This window comes from uncultured Finegoldia sp., from assembly GCF_947252345.1.
Classification (GTDB): Bacteria; Bacillota; Clostridia; order Tissierellales; family Peptoniphilaceae; genus Finegoldia.
Genome location: NZ_CAMXVC010000030.1, coordinates 1 through 20949, shown reverse-complemented (window position 1 = coordinate 20949; position 20949 = coordinate 1). Strand labels below are relative to the sequence as shown.

General features: G+C 36.9%; 17 protein-coding genes, 1 pseudogene and 1 CRISPR repeat array. Of the genes and pseudogenes, 5 read left to right on the top strand and 13 right to left on the bottom strand.

Going from position 1 to position 20949, the window contains the following annotated elements:
• Window positions 1–183: 183 nt before the first annotated feature.
• The 8 genes and pseudogenes from Q0X02_RS06620 to Q0X02_RS06580 all read right to left on the bottom strand — a co-directional run bounded on the left by Q0X02_RS06620 (window position 184) and on the right by Q0X02_RS06580 (window position 12202).
• Window positions 184–2736, bottom strand: a complete 2553-nt coding sequence (locus Q0X02_RS06620; protein ID WP_297813365.1) for a restriction endonuclease subunit R — start codon at window positions 2734–2736, stop codon at window positions 184–186.
• A gap of 41 nt (window positions 2737–2777) precedes the next feature.
• Window positions 2778–3323 (bottom strand): DEAD/DEAH box helicase family protein, encoded by a 546-nt coding sequence (locus tag Q0X02_RS06615; protein WP_297813361.1) that lies wholly within the window; start codon window positions 3321–3323, stop codon window positions 2778–2780.
• Between the two features lies 1 nt (window position 3324).
• A pseudogene (locus tag Q0X02_RS06610) lies at window positions 3325–4895 on the bottom strand (site-specific DNA-methyltransferase).
• A 376-nt stretch (window positions 4896–5271) separates the two neighbouring features.
• On the bottom strand, window positions 5272–5658 hold the full coding sequence (locus Q0X02_RS06600) for a hypothetical protein (RefSeq protein ID WP_297813353.1): 387 nt from the start codon (window positions 5656–5658) through the stop codon (window positions 5272–5274).
• A complete protein-coding gene (locus Q0X02_RS06595) occupies window positions 5655–6269 on the bottom strand; it encodes a DUF4391 domain-containing protein (protein ID WP_297813350.1) in 615 nt (204 codons plus the stop codon). The genes Q0X02_RS06600 and Q0X02_RS06595 overlap by 4 nt, the downstream gene beginning before the upstream one ends.
• Window positions 6270–6282: 13 nt before the next feature.
• Window positions 6283–9567 (bottom strand): helicase-related protein, encoded by a 3285-nt coding sequence (locus Q0X02_RS06590; protein ID WP_297813347.1) that lies wholly within the window; start codon window positions 9565–9567, stop codon window positions 6283–6285.
• 173 nt (window positions 9568–9740) lie between these two features.
• Window positions 9741–10922, bottom strand: a complete 1182-nt coding sequence (locus Q0X02_RS06585) for an amidohydrolase (protein ID WP_297813344.1) — start codon at window positions 10920–10922, stop codon at window positions 9741–9743.
• Window positions 10923–10990: 68 nt separating this feature from the next.
• On the bottom strand, window positions 10991–12202 hold the full coding sequence (locus Q0X02_RS06580; RefSeq protein WP_297813341.1) for a hypothetical protein: 1212 nt from the start codon (window positions 12200–12202) through the stop codon (window positions 10991–10993).
• Between the two features lie 543 nt (window positions 12203–12745).
• Here Q0X02_RS06580 and Q0X02_RS06575 point away from each other — a divergent pair.
• Window positions 12746–13711 (top strand): 3-hydroxyacyl-CoA dehydrogenase family protein, encoded by a 966-nt coding sequence (locus Q0X02_RS06575; RefSeq protein WP_297813338.1) that lies wholly within the window; start codon window positions 12746–12748, stop codon window positions 13709–13711.
• Window positions 13712–13776: 65 nt separating this feature from the next.
• On the opposite strand, the gene Q0X02_RS06570 is transcribed toward Q0X02_RS06575, so the two are convergent.
• From Q0X02_RS06570 to Q0X02_RS06555, 4 genes are read right to left on the bottom strand one after another with little or no spacing between them, the layout of a single operon-like run.
• Complete coding sequence (locus tag Q0X02_RS06570) at window positions 13777–14319, bottom strand: GNAT family N-acetyltransferase (RefSeq protein WP_297813336.1); 543 nt, start codon at window positions 14317–14319, stop codon at window positions 13777–13779.
• A 20-nt stretch (window positions 14320–14339) separates the two neighbouring features.
• Window positions 14340–14456, bottom strand: coding sequence for a hypothetical protein (locus Q0X02_RS06565; RefSeq protein ID WP_297813333.1), 117 nt, complete (start codon window positions 14454–14456; stop codon window positions 14340–14342).
• Between the two features lie 48 nt (window positions 14457–14504).
• Window positions 14505–14786, bottom strand: coding sequence for an HTH domain-containing protein (locus tag Q0X02_RS06560; protein ID WP_297813330.1), 282 nt, complete (start codon window positions 14784–14786; stop codon window positions 14505–14507).
• Complete coding sequence (locus Q0X02_RS06555) at window positions 14786–16306, bottom strand: YifB family Mg chelatase-like AAA ATPase (protein WP_297813327.1); 1521 nt, start codon at window positions 16304–16306, stop codon at window positions 14786–14788. Before Q0X02_RS06555 ends, Q0X02_RS06560 begins: the two co-directional genes overlap by 1 nt.
• A 233-nt stretch (window positions 16307–16539) precedes the next feature.
• On the opposite strand from Q0X02_RS06555, the gene thiS reads away from it, so the two are divergent.
• The 4 genes from thiS to thiH are packed head-to-tail and all read left to right on the top strand — an operon-like array spanning window position 16540 to window position 19251.
• Window positions 16540–16737: a sulfur carrier protein ThiS gene (thiS, locus tag Q0X02_RS06550; RefSeq protein ID WP_297813324.1), complete on the top strand. Its 198-nt coding sequence runs from the start codon at window positions 16540–16542 to the stop codon at window positions 16735–16737.
• A gap of 1 nt (window position 16738) precedes the next feature.
• Entirely contained in the window at window positions 16739–17335 is a 597-nt protein-coding gene (gene thiF, locus Q0X02_RS06545) for a sulfur carrier protein ThiS adenylyltransferase ThiF (protein WP_297813320.1), read from the top strand.
• On the top strand, window positions 17325–18089 hold the full coding sequence (locus tag Q0X02_RS06540) for a thiazole synthase (RefSeq protein WP_297813317.1): 765 nt from the start codon (window positions 17325–17327) through the stop codon (window positions 18087–18089). Before thiF ends, Q0X02_RS06540 begins: the two co-directional genes overlap by 11 nt.
• Before the next feature lie 7 nt (window positions 18090–18096).
• A complete protein-coding gene (gene thiH, locus Q0X02_RS06535; RefSeq protein ID WP_297813314.1) occupies window positions 18097–19251 on the top strand; it encodes a 2-iminoacetate synthase ThiH in 1155 nt (384 codons plus the stop codon).
• Between the two features lie 132 nt (window positions 19252–19383).
• On the opposite strand, the gene Q0X02_RS06530 is transcribed toward thiH, so the two are convergent.
• Window positions 19384–20415: a YhcG family protein gene (locus Q0X02_RS06530; protein WP_297813311.1), complete on the bottom strand. Its 1032-nt coding sequence runs from the start codon at window positions 20413–20415 to the stop codon at window positions 19384–19386.
• Window positions 20416–20494: 79 nt separating this feature from the next.
• Window positions 20495–20930: a CRISPR direct-repeat array (repeat unit 36 nt; unit sequence GTTTAATACCTATATGAAATTACATCATTCTCAAAC).
• Window positions 20931–20949 lie beyond the last annotated feature (19 nt).

The window sequence follows — 20949 nt, the reverse complement described above, 5'->3', positions numbered from 1 at the left end:
TATTGTACCAATGTTTACGTGTGGTTTGTTTCTTTCAAATTTAGCTTTACTCATTCTATCCTCCTGAGAAAATTTTTAGTTATTTTTATTATATCACAAACGTTAACAAATTACATTTTATTAAGCTTTTTTGTAATATAAAATGCAAAACCACCAGTTACACCTGGTGGCTTGGATTAAAATTTATTTTAAATTATTTTTCTCGATAGATGGCATAATATTTAATAAACTTTGATAGCTGTCGACATCATGATATACCACATTTTCCGTAGAAATCTCATTAAACAATTTTCTCGCACATGAAATCTTTGCTTTTTCAATTGGTCTCAGTTGCAAACTTTCCATAGTTCCCTTTGTCTCTGCAATAAAGAAAATATGCTTGACACTTCCTTTATTAAATGCAATTGCCCAGTCGGGAGAATAATTTCCCACAGGCGTAGGAATTGTAAATTGTCTCGGAAGCTTTGCATAGACGCAAACCTCATCTGCGGAATCCAAATCCTCCGCAAATTTTCTCTCGACGGATTTTTCTGCCATTCCATCGGTAATTACATAAGGTTGAATATGTTTTTGTGCTTTGAATGCCTTATCATAAGAAGCGTTATTCAACGTCGCGAAAATTTCACTATCATAAGTTCTGTCCAACTCATCATAAGAAATATGCTCAACAATAATAGATGCTTTTTGCTCTTTAATAATCCTTGAAACTTTCACTATGAATTCTTCTGGATTGTTCTTAAACATCTCAAACTTAGTCTTGTGAATACCTTTCAGAATTTTTACAACAGTTCTTCTAGTCAATGTAGTATCCTGAGCAATTTTCCCTACCAAATCGTATTTGATTTCGCTTGTCTCAAAATGTTCCAAAGTTTCCGTAGAAGACTTGGATTTATAGAATGAGTCCGACTCTCTAATATCGTCAGCCTTCAAATCATCTTTTTGTTCAGAACGTGTTATAGTATATTGCAGCCTGCTAACATAAAGTTCGTTATCTATAGCTGTTATAGACTTCTTAATCAACTCGTCACTATCAAATAATACTGTATATGCGTATTTGTGATTGATATTTGCCCACAAAGCTTGAAACTCCTTCTTATAGAAGTTATCATTCAACTTATTATCCAAGATTTTAGTTTCATTTCCGTCTTCAATCATTTCTTCTAACAATTTATCATTGAATACACTTTGGATGAGCTTGTGAACTCCTTCTTTCATAGGCATAAGTTCAGAAGGAAGCTCTGCTACGGTAGAATTATCAATATCGTAGCGATATTTGTCAGTAATTTTATCCTCATCATCACTCGTTACATAATCATTTTTTATCAAATATTTATAAATGGATTTTGCTTCTCCTCTAGTAATTCTGTGTTCTTCTCCATTTAATTCCACAGCTTTTCCTTCGAAATAATCAACCGTTGCGCTTCTTGGACGTTGTGTCAATTCATCTTTCAATTCTTTTTGCAATCCTGACACAAAATCCCTGTAACTTTCGCTGGCAATAACAGTAAGCTTGTTAATCTGATGAACCATCGCTCTTCCAACAGACTGTTCATCCATTCGAAAACCGTTCTGGTCGACGCAAAGTCGAAGGCCTCTTCCGACTTCTTGTCTTTTCATAGTTGTAGAACTGCCTTGTTTCAAAGTACAAATCTGAAAAACATTCGGATTGTCCCAGCCTTCACGCAATGCAGAGTGCGAGAAAATAAACCTCGTAGGTTCATCAAAACTCAAAAGTCTTTCCTTATTCTTTAATATCAAATCATACGCAGAAATATCATCCGAAAACTCATTACCACGCTTCACATCACTGTTTACAGACCTACCATTTTTATCGATACTAAAATATCCTTTATGAGTGTCCTTCTCACTAATTTCATTCAAATATTTTTGATAAGGCGTGTCAAATATTGTACGGTATTCATTCAACACCGAAATATACTCTTTTTCGAAAATTCGACCATACTCACCCAAGATTTCTTCGCCATCATCGTCATATTGCCTGTACTTACCAACCTCATCGATAAAAAACAACGACAACGTCTTAATCCCTCTGTTAAAAAGCTCTTGTTCCTTTTCAAAATGCGACTTAATAGTCTCTCTTATTTGAACACGTCGGATATCTTTCTCAGTAACATCTCCTGTTACCTCACCCTTTTTAATAACCTCACCATTGACAAAACTAATAGTAGAATCAATCGGATTAATCTCAGAAACTCGATAACCCTTATACTGCTCCATATTATTCGACAATTCATACAAGTTATCATCCACAGACACAATCCTAGTCTCTCTGTTGATTGATTTCTTGTAAGCTATTTCGAACTCAATTCTGGCTTTTGGCGGCTCCTTCGGTGACAATATAATGCTATCCAAATACAAATACTTGTCAGTTCCTCGGAAGTTTTTGACCTGAAAACCCTTAACCTCAATTTTCTTGACCAACTTTTGGTTGTAAGCATCCACACAATCCAAAGCATACACCAAATTGTGTTGGTTCTTGTGAGTCGCAGAATAATTCAACGTAAATAGAGGATTGAAATTCTTCAACGCTTTTTGCGTAGCATTGCCTCCCATTTTTTGAGGCTCATCCAAAATCAAAATAGGATTATTGGCAGCAATGACATCAATAGGACGTCTGGATTGAAACTCGTCACGCTTACTGTAAATAATTCTTGACTCCTTGCTCTTTCCACCTTCTTTTAACGAAGTATTAAAAGCCTGCATATTAATAATCATTACATTAATTCCAGAATTGCTGGAAAAAGCATCCAACTGATTCAAATTCTTGCTATTATATACGAAAACCTAATCTTCTTTTGGTATTGTTCCATAAAGTGAGCCATCGTAATCTCAAAAGACTTCTTCACGCCCTCGCGAATAGCAATAGAAGGAACAACAACAATAAACTTCGACCATCCGTACTTTTGATTCAACTCATACATAGTTTTGATATATACATAAGTCTTACCGGTACCAGTCTCCATCTCCACATCCAATGAACAAGCTCCGTTGTCTTCTACCAACGAATCAGAAATCATAACATTATTTTTCTGTTGAACATTTTTTATATTAGAAAGAAGAGTATCCCTGGACAAAATAATCTCATTGTTTTTGAATCCAGTATCATCCAGTTCATAATCGATAAGCATATCATCACTATCAATATTCATCTTTAATTCAGAATGCGAATCTTCGTGTAAACTTTTATTTCCGATATCTCTTCTGTAATTGATACCATCAGAGAATACCTGTCCCTTGAAACAGTCTACAACAGAATTCACAGCATCCGTCTGGTAATCCTGTATCCTAAAGTTAAACTTCATATTACAAAACCTTCCTAATAGTTTCTGGACTAACACTTTCAAAAATCTGTTCGAAATTCACAGCAACACTATCATTCTTCATGCTCATATCTCTGAACACTGCATAAAATGGTTTCATGTCCGCTATTTGTCGCACCACCTCGTCGCTTATTGCTCCGTCAAAGCATGCAACCAAGAATCTATCTTCTACTTTGAACACCTTGGCATCTTCTATTTGTTCAACTTCGATGTTGCTTGACAATGGAACTCCCAAATCCAACATTACTTGGAACAACAAATCTTCCTGTGTTCGGTCTTCTTTAATATTGTCTTCTAAGTTGTCCAAGAAACTTTGCTCAGTGTCTTCCGGTGAGTAGTAGACATCTTTCATATTGGATGAGTCTGTCTTCAAAACTCTGAATCCCACATCTAGCTTGTCGATGTTTTCGTTGTCTTTGTTTTCTTCGAGGATTTTCTCTCCAGCTCTTCTAATTCTTTCTTTTCCTATTTCACAGATATTTTTGTATCCAGCTTTGTACGCTTCTGATTTCTCATCAGTTTGTTCAGGAAGTTGCACCATAATAAATTTACGATTGCCACCATCCTCTGCGTTTAACTGCATAACTGCTTCAGCCGTTGTGGCTGAGCCTGAAAAGAAATCAAGAATGATACAGTCTTTGTATTCTTCTCTATATGATACCATTTGCAATAAGTATTTAAGTAAAGTTGTCGGCTTAGAGTAGTCAAATATTTCACCAACATCCGTATTAAATAAGTTAGCTATTTCCTCTGATGCGTCTTCGTTTGTCCCTACTTCTACTTTACTATCAATAATATCGGAAGGTGCTTTTATTTTTTCACCTTGATCACTACGCAATACATTAAAACCGAATCTATTTGATAAGAAAATTTCAGTTCCTTTATCTATCTCTTCATCTAGAAACTTCTGAGTCCAAACATATCTGCCTTCTGTGTTTAATTCATCTATAATAATGCCATTTCTTACTTCAAACTTATTTTTAATTGCAATTGAGGTTGTGCCCTTTCCCTTTATTGGTCCATAAACGCCATCTTCTAATGTTGTATTCACAAGGTTCCCTTTGAATAATAATTGTTTTACAGAATTTGTTCTTTTTACTATTGGCTGTTTCTTGTCACTATATGCTTTTTCCCCAAGAAACTTATGATTAACAGGTTTCTTTTGATAGAAAAGTATATTCTCTGTCATACTCCTAAATTTTGTATTTAAAAAGGCTCCCTTTTTTTTCTTATCCAATTAAATTTTCCAATAAAGTTCTTTTCCCCAAAAACCTCATCACAAACTTTCTTCAAGTTTGCTTGCTCATTATCGTCAATACTTATAAAAATAACTCCATCATCACTTAATAAATTTCTCGCCAACTTTAATCTTGGATAAATCATGTTAAGCCAATCAGTGTGAAATCGTCCATTTGATTCCAGATTTTTATCAAATCTGTTTCCTTCTTCATCAAACTGTCCACTATCTTCAAGGTATTCATCGGTTGTTTGTTTGAAATCATCGTTGTACACAAAATCATTTCCAGTATTATATGGTGGGTCAATGTATATCATTTTGATTTTTCCGAGGTATGTTTCTTGCAGAAGTTTGAGTACTTCTAGGTTGTCTCCTTCGATGTACAAGTTTTCTGTTGTGTCAAAGTTTTTGCTTTCATCTCTGCAAGGTCTCAATGTTTTGGATATTGGTGCGTTTGCTGCAAGGATTGATTGTTTCTTGTCCGGCCATGTGAATTGGTATCTTTCTTCTCTGCCTTCGACTACTTTTGATGAGATTTCTTGCATTAGAACATCCTTGTCTATTGCTTTTTCGATTTCTCCATTTTCATTCATCACTTCTGTGACTGCATTGGGAAACAGTTCTTGTAGTTTTTTGAATTTATCTTCTGCTAGATTTTGTGTTTGCATATTTAATTTATCCATTATAACCCTCTTAAATCTTTAATCCTATTTCTTTTGCTATGCGTTTTATTTGTTGAACAAAACTGTCATCTTTCCTGGTTTTATTAACTTTATCTATAGGCGTCCTTGCCCATTGGTGAATTTGCGCTATACTTCCCCATCCACGACGGAATAATTTCGCATATTTCATACAATTTTCTTTCGTAAAGGCATCTGATAATATGATTGTCAATTGCTCATCCGTCCATGGTTTCCCTTTGTTTGATGTGTCTCTCGATTTTTCGTTGTCTATCTCGTATTTTAATAATATGTCATGAACGAATTTAATCTTCTGTTCATAGTTCATTTCTTCAATGTCTTGCTCCAGAAGGTTAATAAGTTGTTGTTTGAATATTTTTTTATTCATAGGCGTAGTCATTGTAATTTTTCCAACTCTTTCTGGTAATTTCTTATTTGCTGATAATACTGAAGTTTTTTTTTAGATTGCGATTCTCGTTGCGCTTTTTTCTCAGTTGTTTGTATGAGTTTTTCTAGTTTTTGTTTTTCGTCGTCTATTTCGATTTGTTCTTGTAATGTATTGCCATCTTGTATGTCAATGTTTCCGACTTGTGCTACTAAATTCTCCCATACTTCTTCGAGGTTTGTGCCCGTTATTTCCAGTCTAATATCTTCTTCATCCGACCATTGATTTTTGAATAGTTTGGTTTCGTTGATGCAAAGCTGGTACTGGTCTTCGTATTTCAAGGCTATCAGAAGTTTTTGTTCTATCAGTTTTGATATCAGTACGATGTTACTTTCTGAGTAGTCCTTTGTTTTGAGTTCGACTTTTATTACAAATATTCCAGTTACTTCATCGGTTTTTTGTATATGAATAGATCGTTCTGATATTTCATTAATCAATGTTATTTTGGATATTTCTTTGTCGAATTTGCTTTTTTGATTGGGCGTTAGTTTGTTTTTAAATTTTTCGTATATTAATTTTTTGCTTATTGTCTTTTTCATTTCTGTAGTATTTGATAGTGCGAACATTTTAATCTCCTTGCTATTTAATTACAAAAAAACTAATTAATTCGAAGTCATCCAATCCTTCTATTTTTTGAGATAAAAAGCTTACTTCTTTTCCCAGTAAGAAATCATCCAATTCATTTTCGTCTTTTATTTCAATTATAGATTTTATTGCATCTTCCAGTAATTCAGAGTATTCGGTCATATTCTTGGAATCATTGGTGTCGATGTTGTATTTGTTGATTAATTCTGGGTATATTTCTGTTTTGTTCTTGCATAATAAACTAAGTGTATCCAACAATTTTTTGGGTTGCAAATGGTCTATTACGATGTCTTTTTGTTGCGAAATGTACACTATATAGAATGGATGAAGTCGATTTTTTTTATCGATATTTATGCTGTCTTTGCGGTTTTTGAGTACAAATATTACGCCTTCTGGACAATCTTGTTGTGACTTGACTATTGTGTTCATCCCAAGTGGAGCTTTTTTTATGTCGGGATTTCTATTTATATAATCTATTAAATCGTACTTGTATTCGTTCAACCCCAAATCCATTATGGATATTCCAGTATCCATTTCTTCTATGTCCACAACTTCTTCTTGTAGTTTTTTGAGTTGTTTTTTCCTGTATTCAAGGTCTAGTTTTTGTTCATTGCTTAAAACATTGTCATCACCTGTTGCAGTCATATCAACTATTTTCATTCTTGTTTCTACTCTTGCTTTTAGGTTAATGTACTCGTCCAGTGTCAAATCGGGCCAGAAGTTCACCAATTGAACGCATTTGTTTTTGGAACCAATACGGTCGATTCTTCCGAATCTTTGTATGATTCTTACAGGATTCCAATGTATGTCGTAGTTTATTAGATAGTCGCAATCTTGTAGGTTTTGTCCTTCTGATATACAGTCTGTTGCTATGAGTATGTCTATTTCTTCTTTTTGTTCGGGCATTATTAAATTTTTGTCTTTTGATTTTGGTGAAAATAGTGTAAGCACGGTGTTTAAATCTGTGCCAATATTTTTAATTGTGGTTTTACTATCCGCTGATCCTGTTACTATTGCTGTATTGAGGTTGTACTTGTCCTTGACATATTTGCTGACATTTTCATACAAGTATTTTGCAGTGTCTGCAAAAGCTGTAAATATGAGTATCTTTTTGTTTCCTGGGTTCAATGGATGAAGCTGTTTTTCATCGATTATTTGTAGGAGCGTTTTTAGTTTAAGGTCATAATCACTTGTGATGTCTGCTACATTGAGAGCTATGAGTTCCAGTATTTCCTTGTCTAATTCTAGTTCTCTTTTCCAGGATTTGTAATCCATATCTGCGATGTCGATTTGAACTTTTTTCCCAATTGTAAATGTTTCTTCTGTTTCGTCAATTTCATCATCTATATTCGAAAAATCTTCAAGTTCTATGCTGCTACTTTCATTGGTTTTTTCATAGTTTTCTATTTCTAGTATTGTAGAGTTAATTGTTGATAGTATGCGGTCAATCGTCAATTTGAATGCGTGAACTGAACTTTCCATTCTTTTCATTAGATTAATTGACATTAATCTTCTGATGCCTTTTTCACGTCCAGATTGTGTGAGTTTGCCGCTTTTTGAACTAGAGTCATACTGGTCAGTGTATTTGGATAGTTTGCTGCTCAATATATAATCAGTCGGAGTATATATGCACAAGTTAAGATTATTTAATTGGTCAAAAATATCATTATAAGTCACTGCACCTTCAAGGTCTGTAAGTCCCGGCCTTTTTGAAATCGGTATGTTTCTTGTCGGGAATGAACCTATTTGAGAAGTGTCATAATATTTTTGAATGTGTTTTCTGGATCTAGCTATGGTTACGCTATCAAGTAACTCAAAGAAATCCCTGTCTAATGTATCCAACAATTGTTGCGTGGTTCTATTTTCTGCTTCTAATTTCGTCCAGCTATTGAAAGCTTTTTGTGATTGTTTGAATATTTCATTGATGTTTTTGTTGGTGTTCAGCTTATTGTCCAGAAGTTCGTTGTCACCTTCGTATGCTAATGCTAATTGATTTTTCAAGTCTGTAAATTTGTTGTTTACAGGTGTTGCTGACAACATTAATACTTTTGTTTTGACGCCTGTTCTTATGACTTTATTCAATAGTTTGAGGTATCTGTTTTCTTTTTCAGAATCAGCTAATTTTCCTCCATTACGAAAATTATGTGATTCATCTATGACAACTAAGTCGTAATTTCCCCAGTTAATTCTGTCGAGTTCTATTCCGTTAGACTCTCCTTTTTCTCTGCTTAAATCTGTGTGAAATAGCACGTCATATCTCATGCGGTCTTGTGCAAGTGGGTTATTTAGATAATTTGCTTTGTATGTATTCCAGTTATCTTTTAGTTTTTTAGGACATAATACAAGCACTGATTTGTTTCTATTTTCATAATATTTAATTACTGCTAGTGCTGTGAATGTTTTTCCTAGACCAACAGAATCTGCTAGTATGCAGCCGTTATATTTTTCTAGTTTGTTTATTATGGCTACTGTTGCGTCTTCTTGATAATTAAACAACATATTCCATACTTTGCTGTCCTTGTATCCTGTTGATTCGTTTGGCAATTCATCTTCTGATAAATCTTGTAGAAATTCCTTGAATATATTGTACAATGTTACGAAGTACATATACTCAGGAGTATTGTCCTTGTATACGGTACTTATGTTGTCTATTATTAAATCAGTAACATCTTCTAACTTTTCCTTATCGTTCCATAGGCTTTCAAATTGATTATAATAGTTCTGACTTGCTGGCATTTTTAATTTATTGATGAGAAAATATTCGTTGTTTCCACCTTCAAGCCCTAAATCAACAGTGGTGAAGTTATTTACCGGTGAATATGAAAGGTCATCTAAGTTCATAAATCCTTGCATATATTTATGAGTAGTGTTTGATTTGAATATTGCTTTTCTTCTAATCCAATCTGCACATTCTTTGGCTATGGATTTCTGCGTCATTTCGTTTCTAAGTTTGATTTCAAATTCTGTTCCGAATAAATCTTGTTCTATTTCTCTCCTGAAGATATCATATTCAGCACTTTCTTTTTTTGTATTATCCGCAATAAAAGTCGGAGAGGTAAAAATAAATTTGAATTTATCCAGACCTTCCAGTTCTTTTTTTAATTGGTCATAGGCGTATATGGAAAAGCTAGCCGCCGCTATGGAAATAATACTTCCCTTACGTATTTCACTGACTAAATCTTCTTTTAATGTTTTTCTTTTATTGTCGATTATTTCCATATTCTCCCTCTTATTTTGATTTTTAACTACCGTTATTTTTATTTCAGCTAATATTTTCATTATAACACGAAAATCCATTATTTCTAACGCAAAATCCCATTAATTTATGTGTTTTTCACATACTCCCCCCCTAACGAAAACAAACCACCGAGCGATGAACTCGGTGGTTGTTTTGGTGGGAAATAATTGAGATTATTTTCCAATTTATGGGGTTAAATTATCGAGACAAGTGATTATTCTTGTCCGTTTAGGAAATCTATCGCGTATTGTGCGTATGTTGCAGCGCCATTGATTAGTACTGATTCGTCTACGTTGAATCTTTCGTTGTGGTGTGGATAATCTGCTCCTACTTCTGGGTTTCTGCATCCTACGAATCCGAAGCAGCCTGGTTTCTTTTCAAGGTAGAATGAGAAGTCTTCTCCTCCTGTTGTTTTTTGCATTTTTCCGATGGCATCAGCGCCTGCGAATTTTTCGATTGCTTTCGCTGCTATTTCTGATGATTTTTCGTCGTTGATTGTTGGTACTACTACGTATGTGTATTCTAGTTCATAAGTTGCTCCGTAGGCGTCGCATACTCCTTTGATGACACGTCTCATATCGTCTTCTATGTGTGAGCCGATTTCTCTGGAGAAGTATCTGTTTGTTCCTTCCATTTCGGCTTCGCCTGAGATGATGTTGAATCTGTTGCCGCTGTGGAATGAGCCGATTGTGACTGTTACTGAGTCAAGTGGCGAGTAGTTTCTGGAAACAAGTTGTTGTAATGCGTTGACTACTGCTGCTCCGACTACGACTGCGTCTACTGTTTCGTTTGGTAGTGAGCCGTGGCCTGATTTTCCTTTGATTTTTATTTTGAACATATCTGCGGCTGCCATTCTTTCGCCTGCTTCGATTGAGATTTTGCCTGCTGGGCATCCTGACCAGATGTGTGAACCGTAGATGTTGTCAGTTTCTTCGAACCATGTTCCCTGTCTCATCATGTATTTTGCGCCTGTTCCTACTTCTTCTGCTGGTTGGAATATCAAGTAAACTTTGCCGCACAAATCATTTTGTACTTCTTTCAACATTTTGGCTGCTGTTAGTAGCATTGCCATATGATTGTCGTGTCCACAAGCGTGCATTTTGCCGACGTTTTTGGATTTGTATTCGACATCGTTCATTTCTGTTACGTTCAATGCGTCGATGTCAGCTCTTAGTGCAACTGTCTTTCCAGGTTTTCCTCCCTTGATTACTCCGATTACTCCTGTTTGTGGTTGTTCTGTTGGAACTTCGTATTCGATTCCCATCTTGTCCAATTCTTCGCAGATTTTCTTTGTTGTTTCGAACTCTTGGAAGGAAAGTTCTGGATATTGATGGAAATATCTTCTCATTTCTATTACATAATCTTCATATTTATCTTTCAAATCTTTTACGTTCATTTTTTTCTCCTTTTATATATCAATTAATAAGTCTATTTGTTTTTTAATTTAAAAAAATTCTAATTTGTCTATGCACCTGGCGTCAACAATGGTGCTAATATTCCGGCAAGTACAACGGAGCCGATTGATACGGTTACGAATCCTGCAACTAGCATTTTAGGTAAAATTTGTGATATTACAAGATTTTTGTCTTCTTCGTTGTCGCAAACGCCGCTTGCAACTTCTTGCGATACTATATATGTTCCTGGGAAGCCGAATAGTGCTGATGAGCCTATTGCGAATGCCATCCAGCTGTCAACTTTCAATACTTTGCCAACAATTATGGACATTATTCCGATACCAACAGTTCCGATTGCCAAGCATACTACAATTGGTATTAAGATGTTGACTACGTCTTTTGGGCTCGCTCCGGCAAGTCCTCCGTAGATTACAGACATCAATGCTGCCATCAAAAATCCGAATGAGTTTCCTTTGCTAAGTGGTTGTCTTTCCAACACGCCCAATTCAGAAAATACAATTCCGAAAATAAGTGCTAGTACGTTTTTGTCAATTCTGACGAAAACATTAAGTAACAATATTCCTGTGTCGACTTTTTTAAGCATTCCTGCGATGTATGTTGCACAAAAAGCTATCAATACGGCTTTTGCGATGAAGTAATTTGCAGATGCGAACTTGTCTGGAATGTGGAAAAGTGTCTTCTTTTCGACTTGTTCTGTTTCTTTTGATTCTTCAAATGTGTGGCCATCGGCTTTCAATTTCAAAATATTTTTTGCTGTTTTTCTAAGACAGAATGAAGCTAGTGGATATCCAACGAAACCTTGAAGTACAACTAGTAATGTCGCCATAAGTTTCAAATCCATTCTCTTGATAGCTCCTGCTGCTTCTGCCATTTGAAGTCCTGCGATTAGTCCGCCTGAGATAGGAGGTGCTGCAACGATAGCAGTTTCCTTTCCGACAACGACACTTCCGATAGTCAATAGTAAAGCACAAATACCAACTATACCTGCACTCGCAATGAGAACTGTCTTCCATTGTTCGATAAGTTGCTTCAAATTAAGCATTGAACCCATATGAACTAAAAGAACTGGAATGAACACAGCCCCAATATTAAACATAAACGAATCCTTGAATAAAGTTTCCGGCATACCCAGCCAAAAACTCACTAGAAAAATTGCCGAGCACACGAACAACGATGGTACAATACTTTTTGTAGCCGTCGCTACAACATCGCCGATTGTGTACACAATAAAAATAAATAATAATGCCATTAATGCGTCCATTTTTATTCCCCCTTCTTTTTACACTTTTAAGTGGTAAAGTGTATAAATTTAAAAATAAGTATATATTAATACTCAATGTTTGTCAACATATATTCGCTAAAAATTTTACGCTTTATTGCGATGAAAACATTTCTAAAAAGCTTGCAATCCTCTGTAAACATTTTCAATTCTGAAAATAAAAGAAATTTAAAAAATAATAATCACATTTTTTGAATTTTGTGATTATTATTTTCCTACAATTATTTCCATAATATTTTGCATAAATTCTGCATAAACCATAAATAACTCAAATTTTATGCACTTATATCAAAAGGGAAAACTATTCTTTTTAATTTTATTTTTATTTATTTTTTTGCTTGTGATTTTTCTTGTGTGTGAGCCTGTGATTGATGAGATTTGTGTGGCGTTTGGATTAGTTAAGGTCGAGATTTTTTAAAATTAGTAGCGACTGTCATTTCCGGATGATTTTGATTGATTTTCAAAATAATTTTGGGGTATATATCTATTGAAAGACAAATTATTGTTTTAACAAAGGAGGATAATATGGTTAGAGATTTCAAAAAGGCGACTGTGATTGGCGGCGGCGTGATTGGTTCGTCGTTTGCGCTTTTGTTTGCGATGGGAAAGATGGAGGTTGTGGTTTACAACATCAACACCGATGAGGAAATCAAGTCGAAGAAATTAATCGAAAATTACGCGAAGGATTTGGCGGATGAGAAGTTCATTGACGAGGACAAAAAGGCTGTTCTGTCGAGGATTACATACACGACTGACGAAAAGAAGGCTATCGAATTTGCAGACATTGTCGAGGAGTGCATCCCCGAAAATTACGATGTGAAGAAGAATTTCGTGAAGATTTTCGAGAAGTACGCGAAGGACGATTGTGTGTTGTGTTCTGCCACATCGGGCCTTCTCATAACGAAAATCGCAGAGGACGCCGTTCATCCCGAAAGGATTTTCGGAGCGCATCCTTACAATCCACCTCATTTGATTCCACTTATCGAGATTTCGCAAGGTGAGAAGTCCAATCCGGAAATCGCCGATTGTCTGAAAGCTCTGTTCGTGAAGTTGGGCAAGAAACCTATCATCATCAGAAATGAAGTTGCAGGCTTTATAGCCAACAGACTTCAAGCTGTCGTTTTCCGTGAGATGATGGATTTGGTTGACAAGAACGTTGTGAGTATGGAAGACTGCGAAACTGCGTTGACATTCGGTCCTGCTCTTCGCTGGGCTATTATGGGTCCCGGACAAATATTTGAACTCGGAGGAGGCGAGCACGGACTTCAAGGTCTGCTCGAACACATCGGCCCTTCGATGCAAACTTGGTTGAAAGACTGTGCGACGTGGTGTGAATTTACAGACGAAATCAAAAAGAAAACAGTCGACGGCGTCCACGAAGCTATCAAAAACAGACCCGCTGAGATTGGCAACACTCAAGAAACACTTGCCAAATACCGTGACGGAATGTTGTTCGAGATTTTGAAATTGCACAAGGATTTTAAAATTTGATGAATTAAAAAGCTCTCGCAAGGTAATTCTTGCGAGAGTTTTTGCGTGAATTTTTTTTACAATTTTTATTTCTGGGATAGTTTTTCCCACTCATCTCGTGTTAGCCCGTATTTCATACTGTCGTAGTAAGTGCCTTTCCAGTAGCGAACTTTTCTGATTCTCGCCTCCTCTAGGAAGCCTATTTTCCCCGCAGCTTTCATCATTCTTGGATTGCCACTGAACGTAGTCAGCCCGATATGTTCGATTTGTGGGTTGGATTGGAACACTTCGCTCGTCCACAATTTGAGGGCAGTTGTTCCGATGGATTTGTTCCAGTAATTTTCGTCGTATATCACAATCCCTATTTCCATCCATCTTGTTTTCTCGTCAATCCAATTTTGAGATACCATTCCAACGACAACACCGTCCGTGATTATCGCCTTACAATTGGGTTGTTTGAGATACTCCCAAATGCCGGAGCTTTCAAATGATTCCAAGCTTTCAAATGGAACATAATCTTCAAAATACGGTGCATTGAGCTTCGCCCACTCTGGTGATTTTTCAAAAAATCCATCTTTCCATATCTTTTCCTTGTGTGCGTCTGTAAATCTCTCAAGTTGTATTTTCATCTTATCTCCTTTTTATCTCACTACCACCAGTATTTCTGGTCGACTGTTCTATATCTGATGGCTTCCATCAAATGCTTGGCTTCGATGTTTTCTTTGCCGTCCAAATCTGCGATTGTTCGTGATATTTTGAGTATCATTTTGCTTTTTGGGTATCATTTTGGGTATCATTTTTTCCTTTTTGGGTATCATTTTTGGGTATCATCTTGTGCATGTGCATCTTTTTGTGCATTGTCTTGTGTATGCACACGTGCAACACGTTGCAACTTTCTCAGGTCTCTGCTTATTGTACTTCTTGAAACCGAGAATATTTTTGATAGTTCCAATGTTGATATCTCTGGGTTTTCTTCAAGTATTTTTATTATTTCTTGACGTCTTTCTTTCGGTGTCATTTTGTGTGCATCACCTTGTGCATGTGCATCTTTTTGTGCATTATCTTGTGCAACGCCATGTGCAACGCGTTGCCCCACTACCCCCAGTATTTCTGGTCGACTGTTCTGTATCTGATGGCTTCCATCAAATGCTTGGCTTCGATGTTTTCTTTGCCGTCCAAATCTGCGATTGTTCGTGATATTTTGAGTATTTTGTCGAATGACCTGGCGGAGAATTTGTATTTGTCGAATGCCAACTGTATGATGGAGTTGAGTTCGCCGTTTAATTTGCAGTATTTCCTGATTTGTCTGGTGTTCATTTGTGAGTTGGTTGTGAGCTTTTCGTTTTTGAATCGCTGTTTTTGGATTTCTCGTGCTGCTTCCACTCGTTTTTTTATCTGCTCGGATGTTTCGCATTGTTCGTCTGTTGTGAGTTCGTCCAATTTTACGGGCGACACTTCGACGTGGATGTCGATTCTGTCGAGTATCGGGCGACTGACTTTGTTCAGGTAGTTTGCGATTTGGTTTTGCGAGCAGGTGCATTCGTGGTTGGAATCTCCGTAGTAGCCACATGGGCAAGGGTTCATCCCTGCTACGAACAAGAAGTTTGCGGGATACGACAAGGATGCGTTGACTCTTGTTATGGTGATGTTTTTTGTTTCGAGCGGTTGACGCAACACTTCGATTGTCGATTTGGAAAATTCTGGTAGCTCGTCGAGAAACAACGCTCCATTGTGTGCGAGGCTGATTTCCCCAGGTTTTGGAACTCGTCCTCCACCTATCAGGCTGATTTGGCTTGCTGTGTGGTGAGGCGAGCGAAACGGCCTTGTGGTTACGATGTTTTTGTCCTGGAGCAGTCCTGCGACGGAGTAGATTTTCGTGGTTTCCATTATTTCATCGAAGCTCATATCCGGCAATATCGTCGCTAGTCTCATCGCAGACATTGTCTTGCCACTTCCGGGAGGGCCTATCATCAGTAGATTGTGAAATCCCGCCGCTGAGATTTCCATCGCACGTTTGAGAAATTTCTGCCCTTTTATGTCCGAAAAATCCACGTCGTACTCGACAGCTTCCTGCATAATGTCGATGTCGTCCAATATTTTCAAATCCTTCTCGCCGTTTAAAATTTTTATCAGCTCGTCCAAGCTATCGACTGCGACTTTTTCGATTCCCTTGACCATGGAGCATTCCTTTGCGTTTTGCGTAGATATGTAAACTCTGTCGTATCCCAAATCTTTTAGGGACAAGACCATACACAACGAGCCGTTCACTGGATTCAATCTTCCGTCCAGTGACAATTCGCCGATGAACGCCCACTTTTCGGAGAAATCCTCCACCACTCCCATTGATTGCAAAATCGCCATTGCGATTGCGAGGTCAAGTTGCGAGCCTTCTTTCCTGAGATTAGCCGGTGCCAAATTTATCGTGATACGTTTCACCGGAAATCTGATTCCCGTGTTTTCGATTGCAGAGCGCACTCTCTCCTTGGATTCTTTTATCGACGTGTCGGGAAGACCTACGATGTTGAACGAGCGCAGACCATTTGCGAGGTCGCACTCACATTCTACGATGTATCCGTTGAGCCCTTCCAAGCAGCAAGTGTTTATTTTCGAGTACATTTTCCCCTCCAATTGTTTTGATTAGTTGCTATTAATAATATTATATCATTTGATGAATTTATTGATTCGTTTTGCAGATGATTTTTTATTATTATTTTTATTGTTTTGTGCCGTTCAAATTTTATTTGACTAGTTGGAAATTTTTGTTATACTAATATTAGAGTGTTCAACACGAAGGGGTACACCACCGCGGGTGTAGGTTTCCTTCGTGTTATTTTTTTAGGGGGTGAGTTATGATTACTGTAAATTCTGTGAAGTATCCATTCGAGGAAAATTCTTCTTTGAGAAAAGTATTGGAAGATTTGAACTTCAACGTTCAGCTCACGGTTTGCGAGGTGAACGGCAAACTCGTTCGCAAAATTTCCTACGACGATTTTATCGTCACGGACAACGACGAGATAGAGGTGTTTTCATTTGTAGGAGGAGGTTAAAATGGAGAATATTTTCAAAAGACAACTGATAAAGCACACCGAAATTTTCAAAAAAGCCAAGGTTTTGATTCTAGGCTGCGGTGGTTTGGGCACAAATTTGTGTTTTTTGCTGGCAAAATCAGGTGTCGGACATATCAAAATTGTCGACTACGACACAGTCGAGTATTCCAATTTGAACAGGCAAATTTACAGGCCAACCGATATCGGCAAACGCAAAGTCGACGCTTTCGAGGAAATCTGCGGTGAGTTTGTGCCATTTTGTGATATATCCTTCGAGAACATCAAAGTCACAGAAGACAACATCGACTGTTTGACTGACGGCTACGATGTCGTGCTGGAAGCGTTGGATGATGAGTACGCAAAATCGTTGGTGTTGGAGCATTTTATCGCGACTGACAAGAAGCTCGTATCGGTGTCTGGAATTGGCGGCGTGGATATGCTCGACATAAAAATAAAGAAGATGAACAACATTGTAGTTTGTGGCGATTTCAAAACGAAGACAGACATCGGCTTGTACTATCCAAATGTGATGATGGCTGCAAGCACACAAGCTATAATCGCACTTAATTGGTTATTGGAGGAAAACAATGGAAGATAAATTGATTTTGGGTGGCAAATCTTTCGATTCGAGATTTATACTCGGCTCTGGAAAGTACGACCCCAACCTTATCAAAGCCTGTGTGGAATCTGCAGGCTGCGAGATGATTACTGTAGCACTTAGACGTGCAAATACAGACGATACGAAAAATATTTTGAACTTTATCCCAGAAAATGTGACGATAATTCCGAACACTTCAGGAGCGAGAAATGCAGACGAAGCGATTAGAATTGCAAGGCTTGCTCGTGAAATGGGCTGCGGCAATTTCGTGAAGATTGAGATAATGCGTGACAGCAAATACTTACTACCAGACAACGTAGAAACGTTGAAGGCTACGAAAGTTTTGGCGGACGAAGGATTCGTCGTGATGCCGTATATGTATCCCGATTTGAACTTCGCAAGAGATTTGAAAGACGCCGGTGCAAGCTGCATTATGCCGCTCGGCTCTCCTATTGGCTCCAACAAGGGACTTGCAACCAAGGATTTCATCCAAATCATCATCAACGAAATTGATTTGCCGGTGATTGTCGACGCAGGAATCGGCAAACCATCACAAGCATGCGAAGCCATGGAAATGGGTGCGAGTGCAATTATGGCGAACACCGCCATCGCCACAAGCGGCGACATCAACAAAATGGCTGAAGCTTTCGCACTAGCAATCAAAGCTGGAAGGCTCGCTCACATCGCAAAACCGGGCAGAGTGTTGGAATCGGGCGCCGACCCTTCATCTCCACTCAGAGATTTCTTCAAGTAGGCGACAAATGGAAGATTTCAAATATTTTAGCAATATGCAAGACATTCATTCGGACATTTACGATAAATTATCTGAAAAATTAAATGAAGTAAAATCCGTAAATGTAACGGCTGACGATGTCAGAAGAACTTTGGGTAAAATCAAAAACAACGAAGCGTTGGACCATTTTGATTATTACAATATGTTGAGTGATTGTGCAATTGATTTTATCGAAGAATTGGGAAAAACCGCACAAAAACTCAGACTACAATATTTCGGAAACAACGTGTATTTGTTCAGCCCACTTTATATCGCTAACTACTGCAACAACAGCTGCAAATACTGTGGATTCAGAGCGAAATCGGATATCGTCCGTGCGAAATTGTCGATGGATGAGATAGAATCCGAGATGAAACAAATGCGTCTTGAAAAAATCGAAGACGTTTTGATTCTAACAGGAGAATCCGAAAAATACTCCTCGGTGGATTACATCGTAGAAGCCGTAAAATTGGCGAAGAAATATTTCCGTGTAGTTGGAGTTGAAGTCTATCCTACAAATGTCGAAGATTACAAGAAACTCCACGAAGCAGGCTGTGATTTCGTCACAGCTTTTCAGGAAACGTACAATCCCACAAACTACAAGTTCTATCACCCAACAGGACACAAATCCTGCTTTCCCTACAGATTTGACACGCAAGAACGTGCAATAATGGGTGAAATCCGTGGCGTCGGATTCGGAGCGTTGTTCGGACTTTCCAATCCAATCGAAGACTGCTTCTGCCTTGGAATGCACGCAAATTTACTGCAAAAAAAATACCCACACGCAGAAATCAGCATATCATTTCCACGAATCAGGCCGACAAAAAACCAGGAAGACTTGGCGATAAAAGAAGTCACAGAAAAAAAATTGATGCAATTTATAATCGCAACCAGAATCTTCTTGCCGTTCGCCCAAATCACCATCTCAACCAGAGAATCCAACGAGTTCCGTAACTTGTCGCTCTTAATGGGAGCTACCAAAATCTCCGCAAGCGTCGACACGGGAATAGGAAGACGTAACGATGAAAAAGATAAAGGCGACGAACAGTTTTTGATAAACGACACACGAACAGTCGACCAAGTAGAACACGACTTGGCGAAGTACAACTTGTATCCTGTGTATAGCGACTACATTGATGTGTAGAATTTAATATCTTATCATGGCCCACATTGGTGGGCTTTTTTTTGATATTAATATCTTTTGTTTATTTCCATTCTAATCCTACTTGAAATAAAAAAAGAAGTAGATTTTTTCTCTACTTCTCCAATTTATATTTTATTTTTTCTTGTATTTTTCTATTACTTTTTCAACTTGTTCTTCAAGTTCTTTTCTGTTTGGGATATATAGGGTGTATTTTGATGCGAATATTTTATTTGATAAGTTTCCTAATGCGTATTCTGCTTGCACCCCGTCCTTATCTGTACACAATATTATTCCTATCGGTTCATTGTCCATCTCATCATTGACTTCTGCCTTATAATAATTGAGATACATATTGATTTGCCCTACTGCTTCTGGCAATAGTTTCGTTGTTTTTAGTTCGATTAAGACATAGGACCTTAATATTTTATTGTAAAATACCATATCCACATAATAGTGGGTGTTGCCGAGAGTTATCCTTTGTTGGCTGCCTACATACATAAAACCCTTGCCAAGTTCTAGCAAGAATTTTTCAATATGGTCTATGAGTGCCTTTTCTAAATCACTTTCCATCATTGGCTTTTCTTCAGGCAAACCTAAAAATTCAAATACATAAGGGTCTTTTACAAGGTCAGATGGCTTATTTATTTCATTACCCTTTAAAGCTAAGTCTAGGACTTTTTCTTTGTTCTCTTCTCCTGATGATAAGAGCAATCTTTCAAAAATCGATGTTTTTATTTGCCTTTTAAGTTCTCTTACTGACCAATTTGCGCTGATACTTTCTTTTTCATAAAAACTTCTTTTTTTCTCATCGCTAATGGATAAAAGTTCACAATAATGGGACCAGGTCAATTTTCCAGACAGTGTCTGGAATATTGGATATGATAAATATAGGTTTCTCATATTAAATAAATTAGACTTAGAAAATCCTTTACCGTACTCCTTTGTAAGTTGTCTAGATAAGTCATTTATAAGCTCTTTACCATACTCTGCTCTTTCCGAATGACCTTGCTCATCTTCTACAATGATACGTCCAATCTCCCAGTAAGTTTGCACCAAAATATTATTGACTTCTCTTGCAACTTCATTTCTTGCCTTATCCATCAATATTTTTATGCTATTAAATACATCATCATGAACTCTATCTATGCTGTTTTTGTTATTCATACAAAGCACCTCTTTGACCTTTTAATTGCTATAATTATATCATTATTAAGCATAAGTTACGTTGAAAGCGTGGACGAAGATGTTTAATACCTATATGAAATTACATCATTCTCAAACTAAGGGTTGGCAAATCAATCAAAATCCCTAGTTTAATACCTATATGAAATTACATCATTCTCAAACGTTCAGATTGCTCTTTTTCAATTTCTGCAAGTTTAATACCTATATGAAATTACATCATTCTCAAACCAATTAAACATTTTGCACAATGAACATTTAAGTTTAATACCTATATGAAATTACATCATTCTCAAACCAAATTTACTAATTTCCATTTACTTTTTAAGTTTAATACCTATATGAAATTACATCATTCTCAAACAAAATACACGAAAGGAGTTTTTTTTATGATAGTTTAATACCTATATGAAATTACATCATTCTCAAACCAATAACACGACGATCTTTTAAACTCCTGTGTTTAATACCTATATGAAATTACATCATTCTCAAACTCGCTTTTTGATATTTGAT

Excerpts from the sequence above, each read along its gene's own strand:
- Q0X02_RS06580 (WP_297813341.1), bottom strand. The coding sequence starts at position 12,202 with ATGGACGCATTAATGGCATTATTATTTATTTTTATTGTGTACACAATC.
- Q0X02_RS06620 (WP_297813365.1), bottom strand. The coding sequence starts at position 2,736 with ATGATTATTAATATGCAGGCTTTTAATACTTCGTTAAAAGAAGGTGGA.
- Q0X02_RS06585 (WP_297813344.1), bottom strand. The coding sequence starts at position 10,922 with ATGAACGTAAAAGATTTGAAAGATAAATATGAAGATTATGTAATAGAA.
- thiS (WP_297813324.1), top strand. The coding sequence starts at position 16,540 with ATGATTACTGTAAATTCTGTGAAGTATCCATTCGAGGAAAATTCTTCT.
- Q0X02_RS06590 (WP_297813347.1), bottom strand. The coding sequence starts at position 9,567 with ATGAAAATATTAGCTGAAATAAAAATAACGGTAGTTAAAAATCAAAAT.
- Q0X02_RS06570 (WP_297813336.1), bottom strand. The coding sequence starts at position 14,319 with ATGAAAATACAACTTGAGAGATTTACAGACGCACACAAGGAAAAGATA.
- Q0X02_RS06555 (WP_297813327.1), bottom strand. The coding sequence starts at position 16,306 with ATGTACTCGAAAATAAACACTTGCTGCTTGGAAGGGCTCAACGGATAC.
- Q0X02_RS06540 (WP_297813317.1), top strand. The coding sequence starts at position 17,325 with ATGGAAGATAAATTGATTTTGGGTGGCAAATCTTTCGATTCGAGATTT.
- Q0X02_RS06615 (WP_297813361.1), bottom strand. The coding sequence starts at position 3,323 with ATGAAGTTTAACTTTAGGATACAGGATTACCAGACGGATGCTGTGAAT.
- Q0X02_RS06565 (WP_297813333.1), bottom strand. The coding sequence starts at position 14,456 with ATGATACTCAAAATATCACGAACAATCGCAGATTTGGACGGCAAAGAA.
- Q0X02_RS06575 (WP_297813338.1), top strand. The coding sequence starts at position 12,746 with ATGGTTAGAGATTTCAAAAAGGCGACTGTGATTGGCGGCGGCGTGATT.
- thiH (WP_297813314.1), top strand. The coding sequence starts at position 18,097 with ATGGAAGATTTCAAATATTTTAGCAATATGCAAGACATTCATTCGGAC.
- Q0X02_RS06600 (WP_297813353.1), bottom strand. The coding sequence starts at position 5,658 with ATGACTACGCCTATGAATAAAAAAATATTCAAACAACAACTTATTAAC.
- Q0X02_RS06530 (WP_297813311.1), bottom strand. The coding sequence starts at position 20,415 with ATGAATAACAAAAACAGCATAGATAGAGTTCATGATGATGTATTTAAT.
- Q0X02_RS06595 (WP_297813350.1), bottom strand. The coding sequence starts at position 6,269 with ATGTTCGCACTATCAAATACTACAGAAATGAAAAAGACAATAAGCAAA.
- thiF (WP_297813320.1), top strand. The coding sequence starts at position 16,739 with ATGGAGAATATTTTCAAAAGACAACTGATAAAGCACACCGAAATTTTC.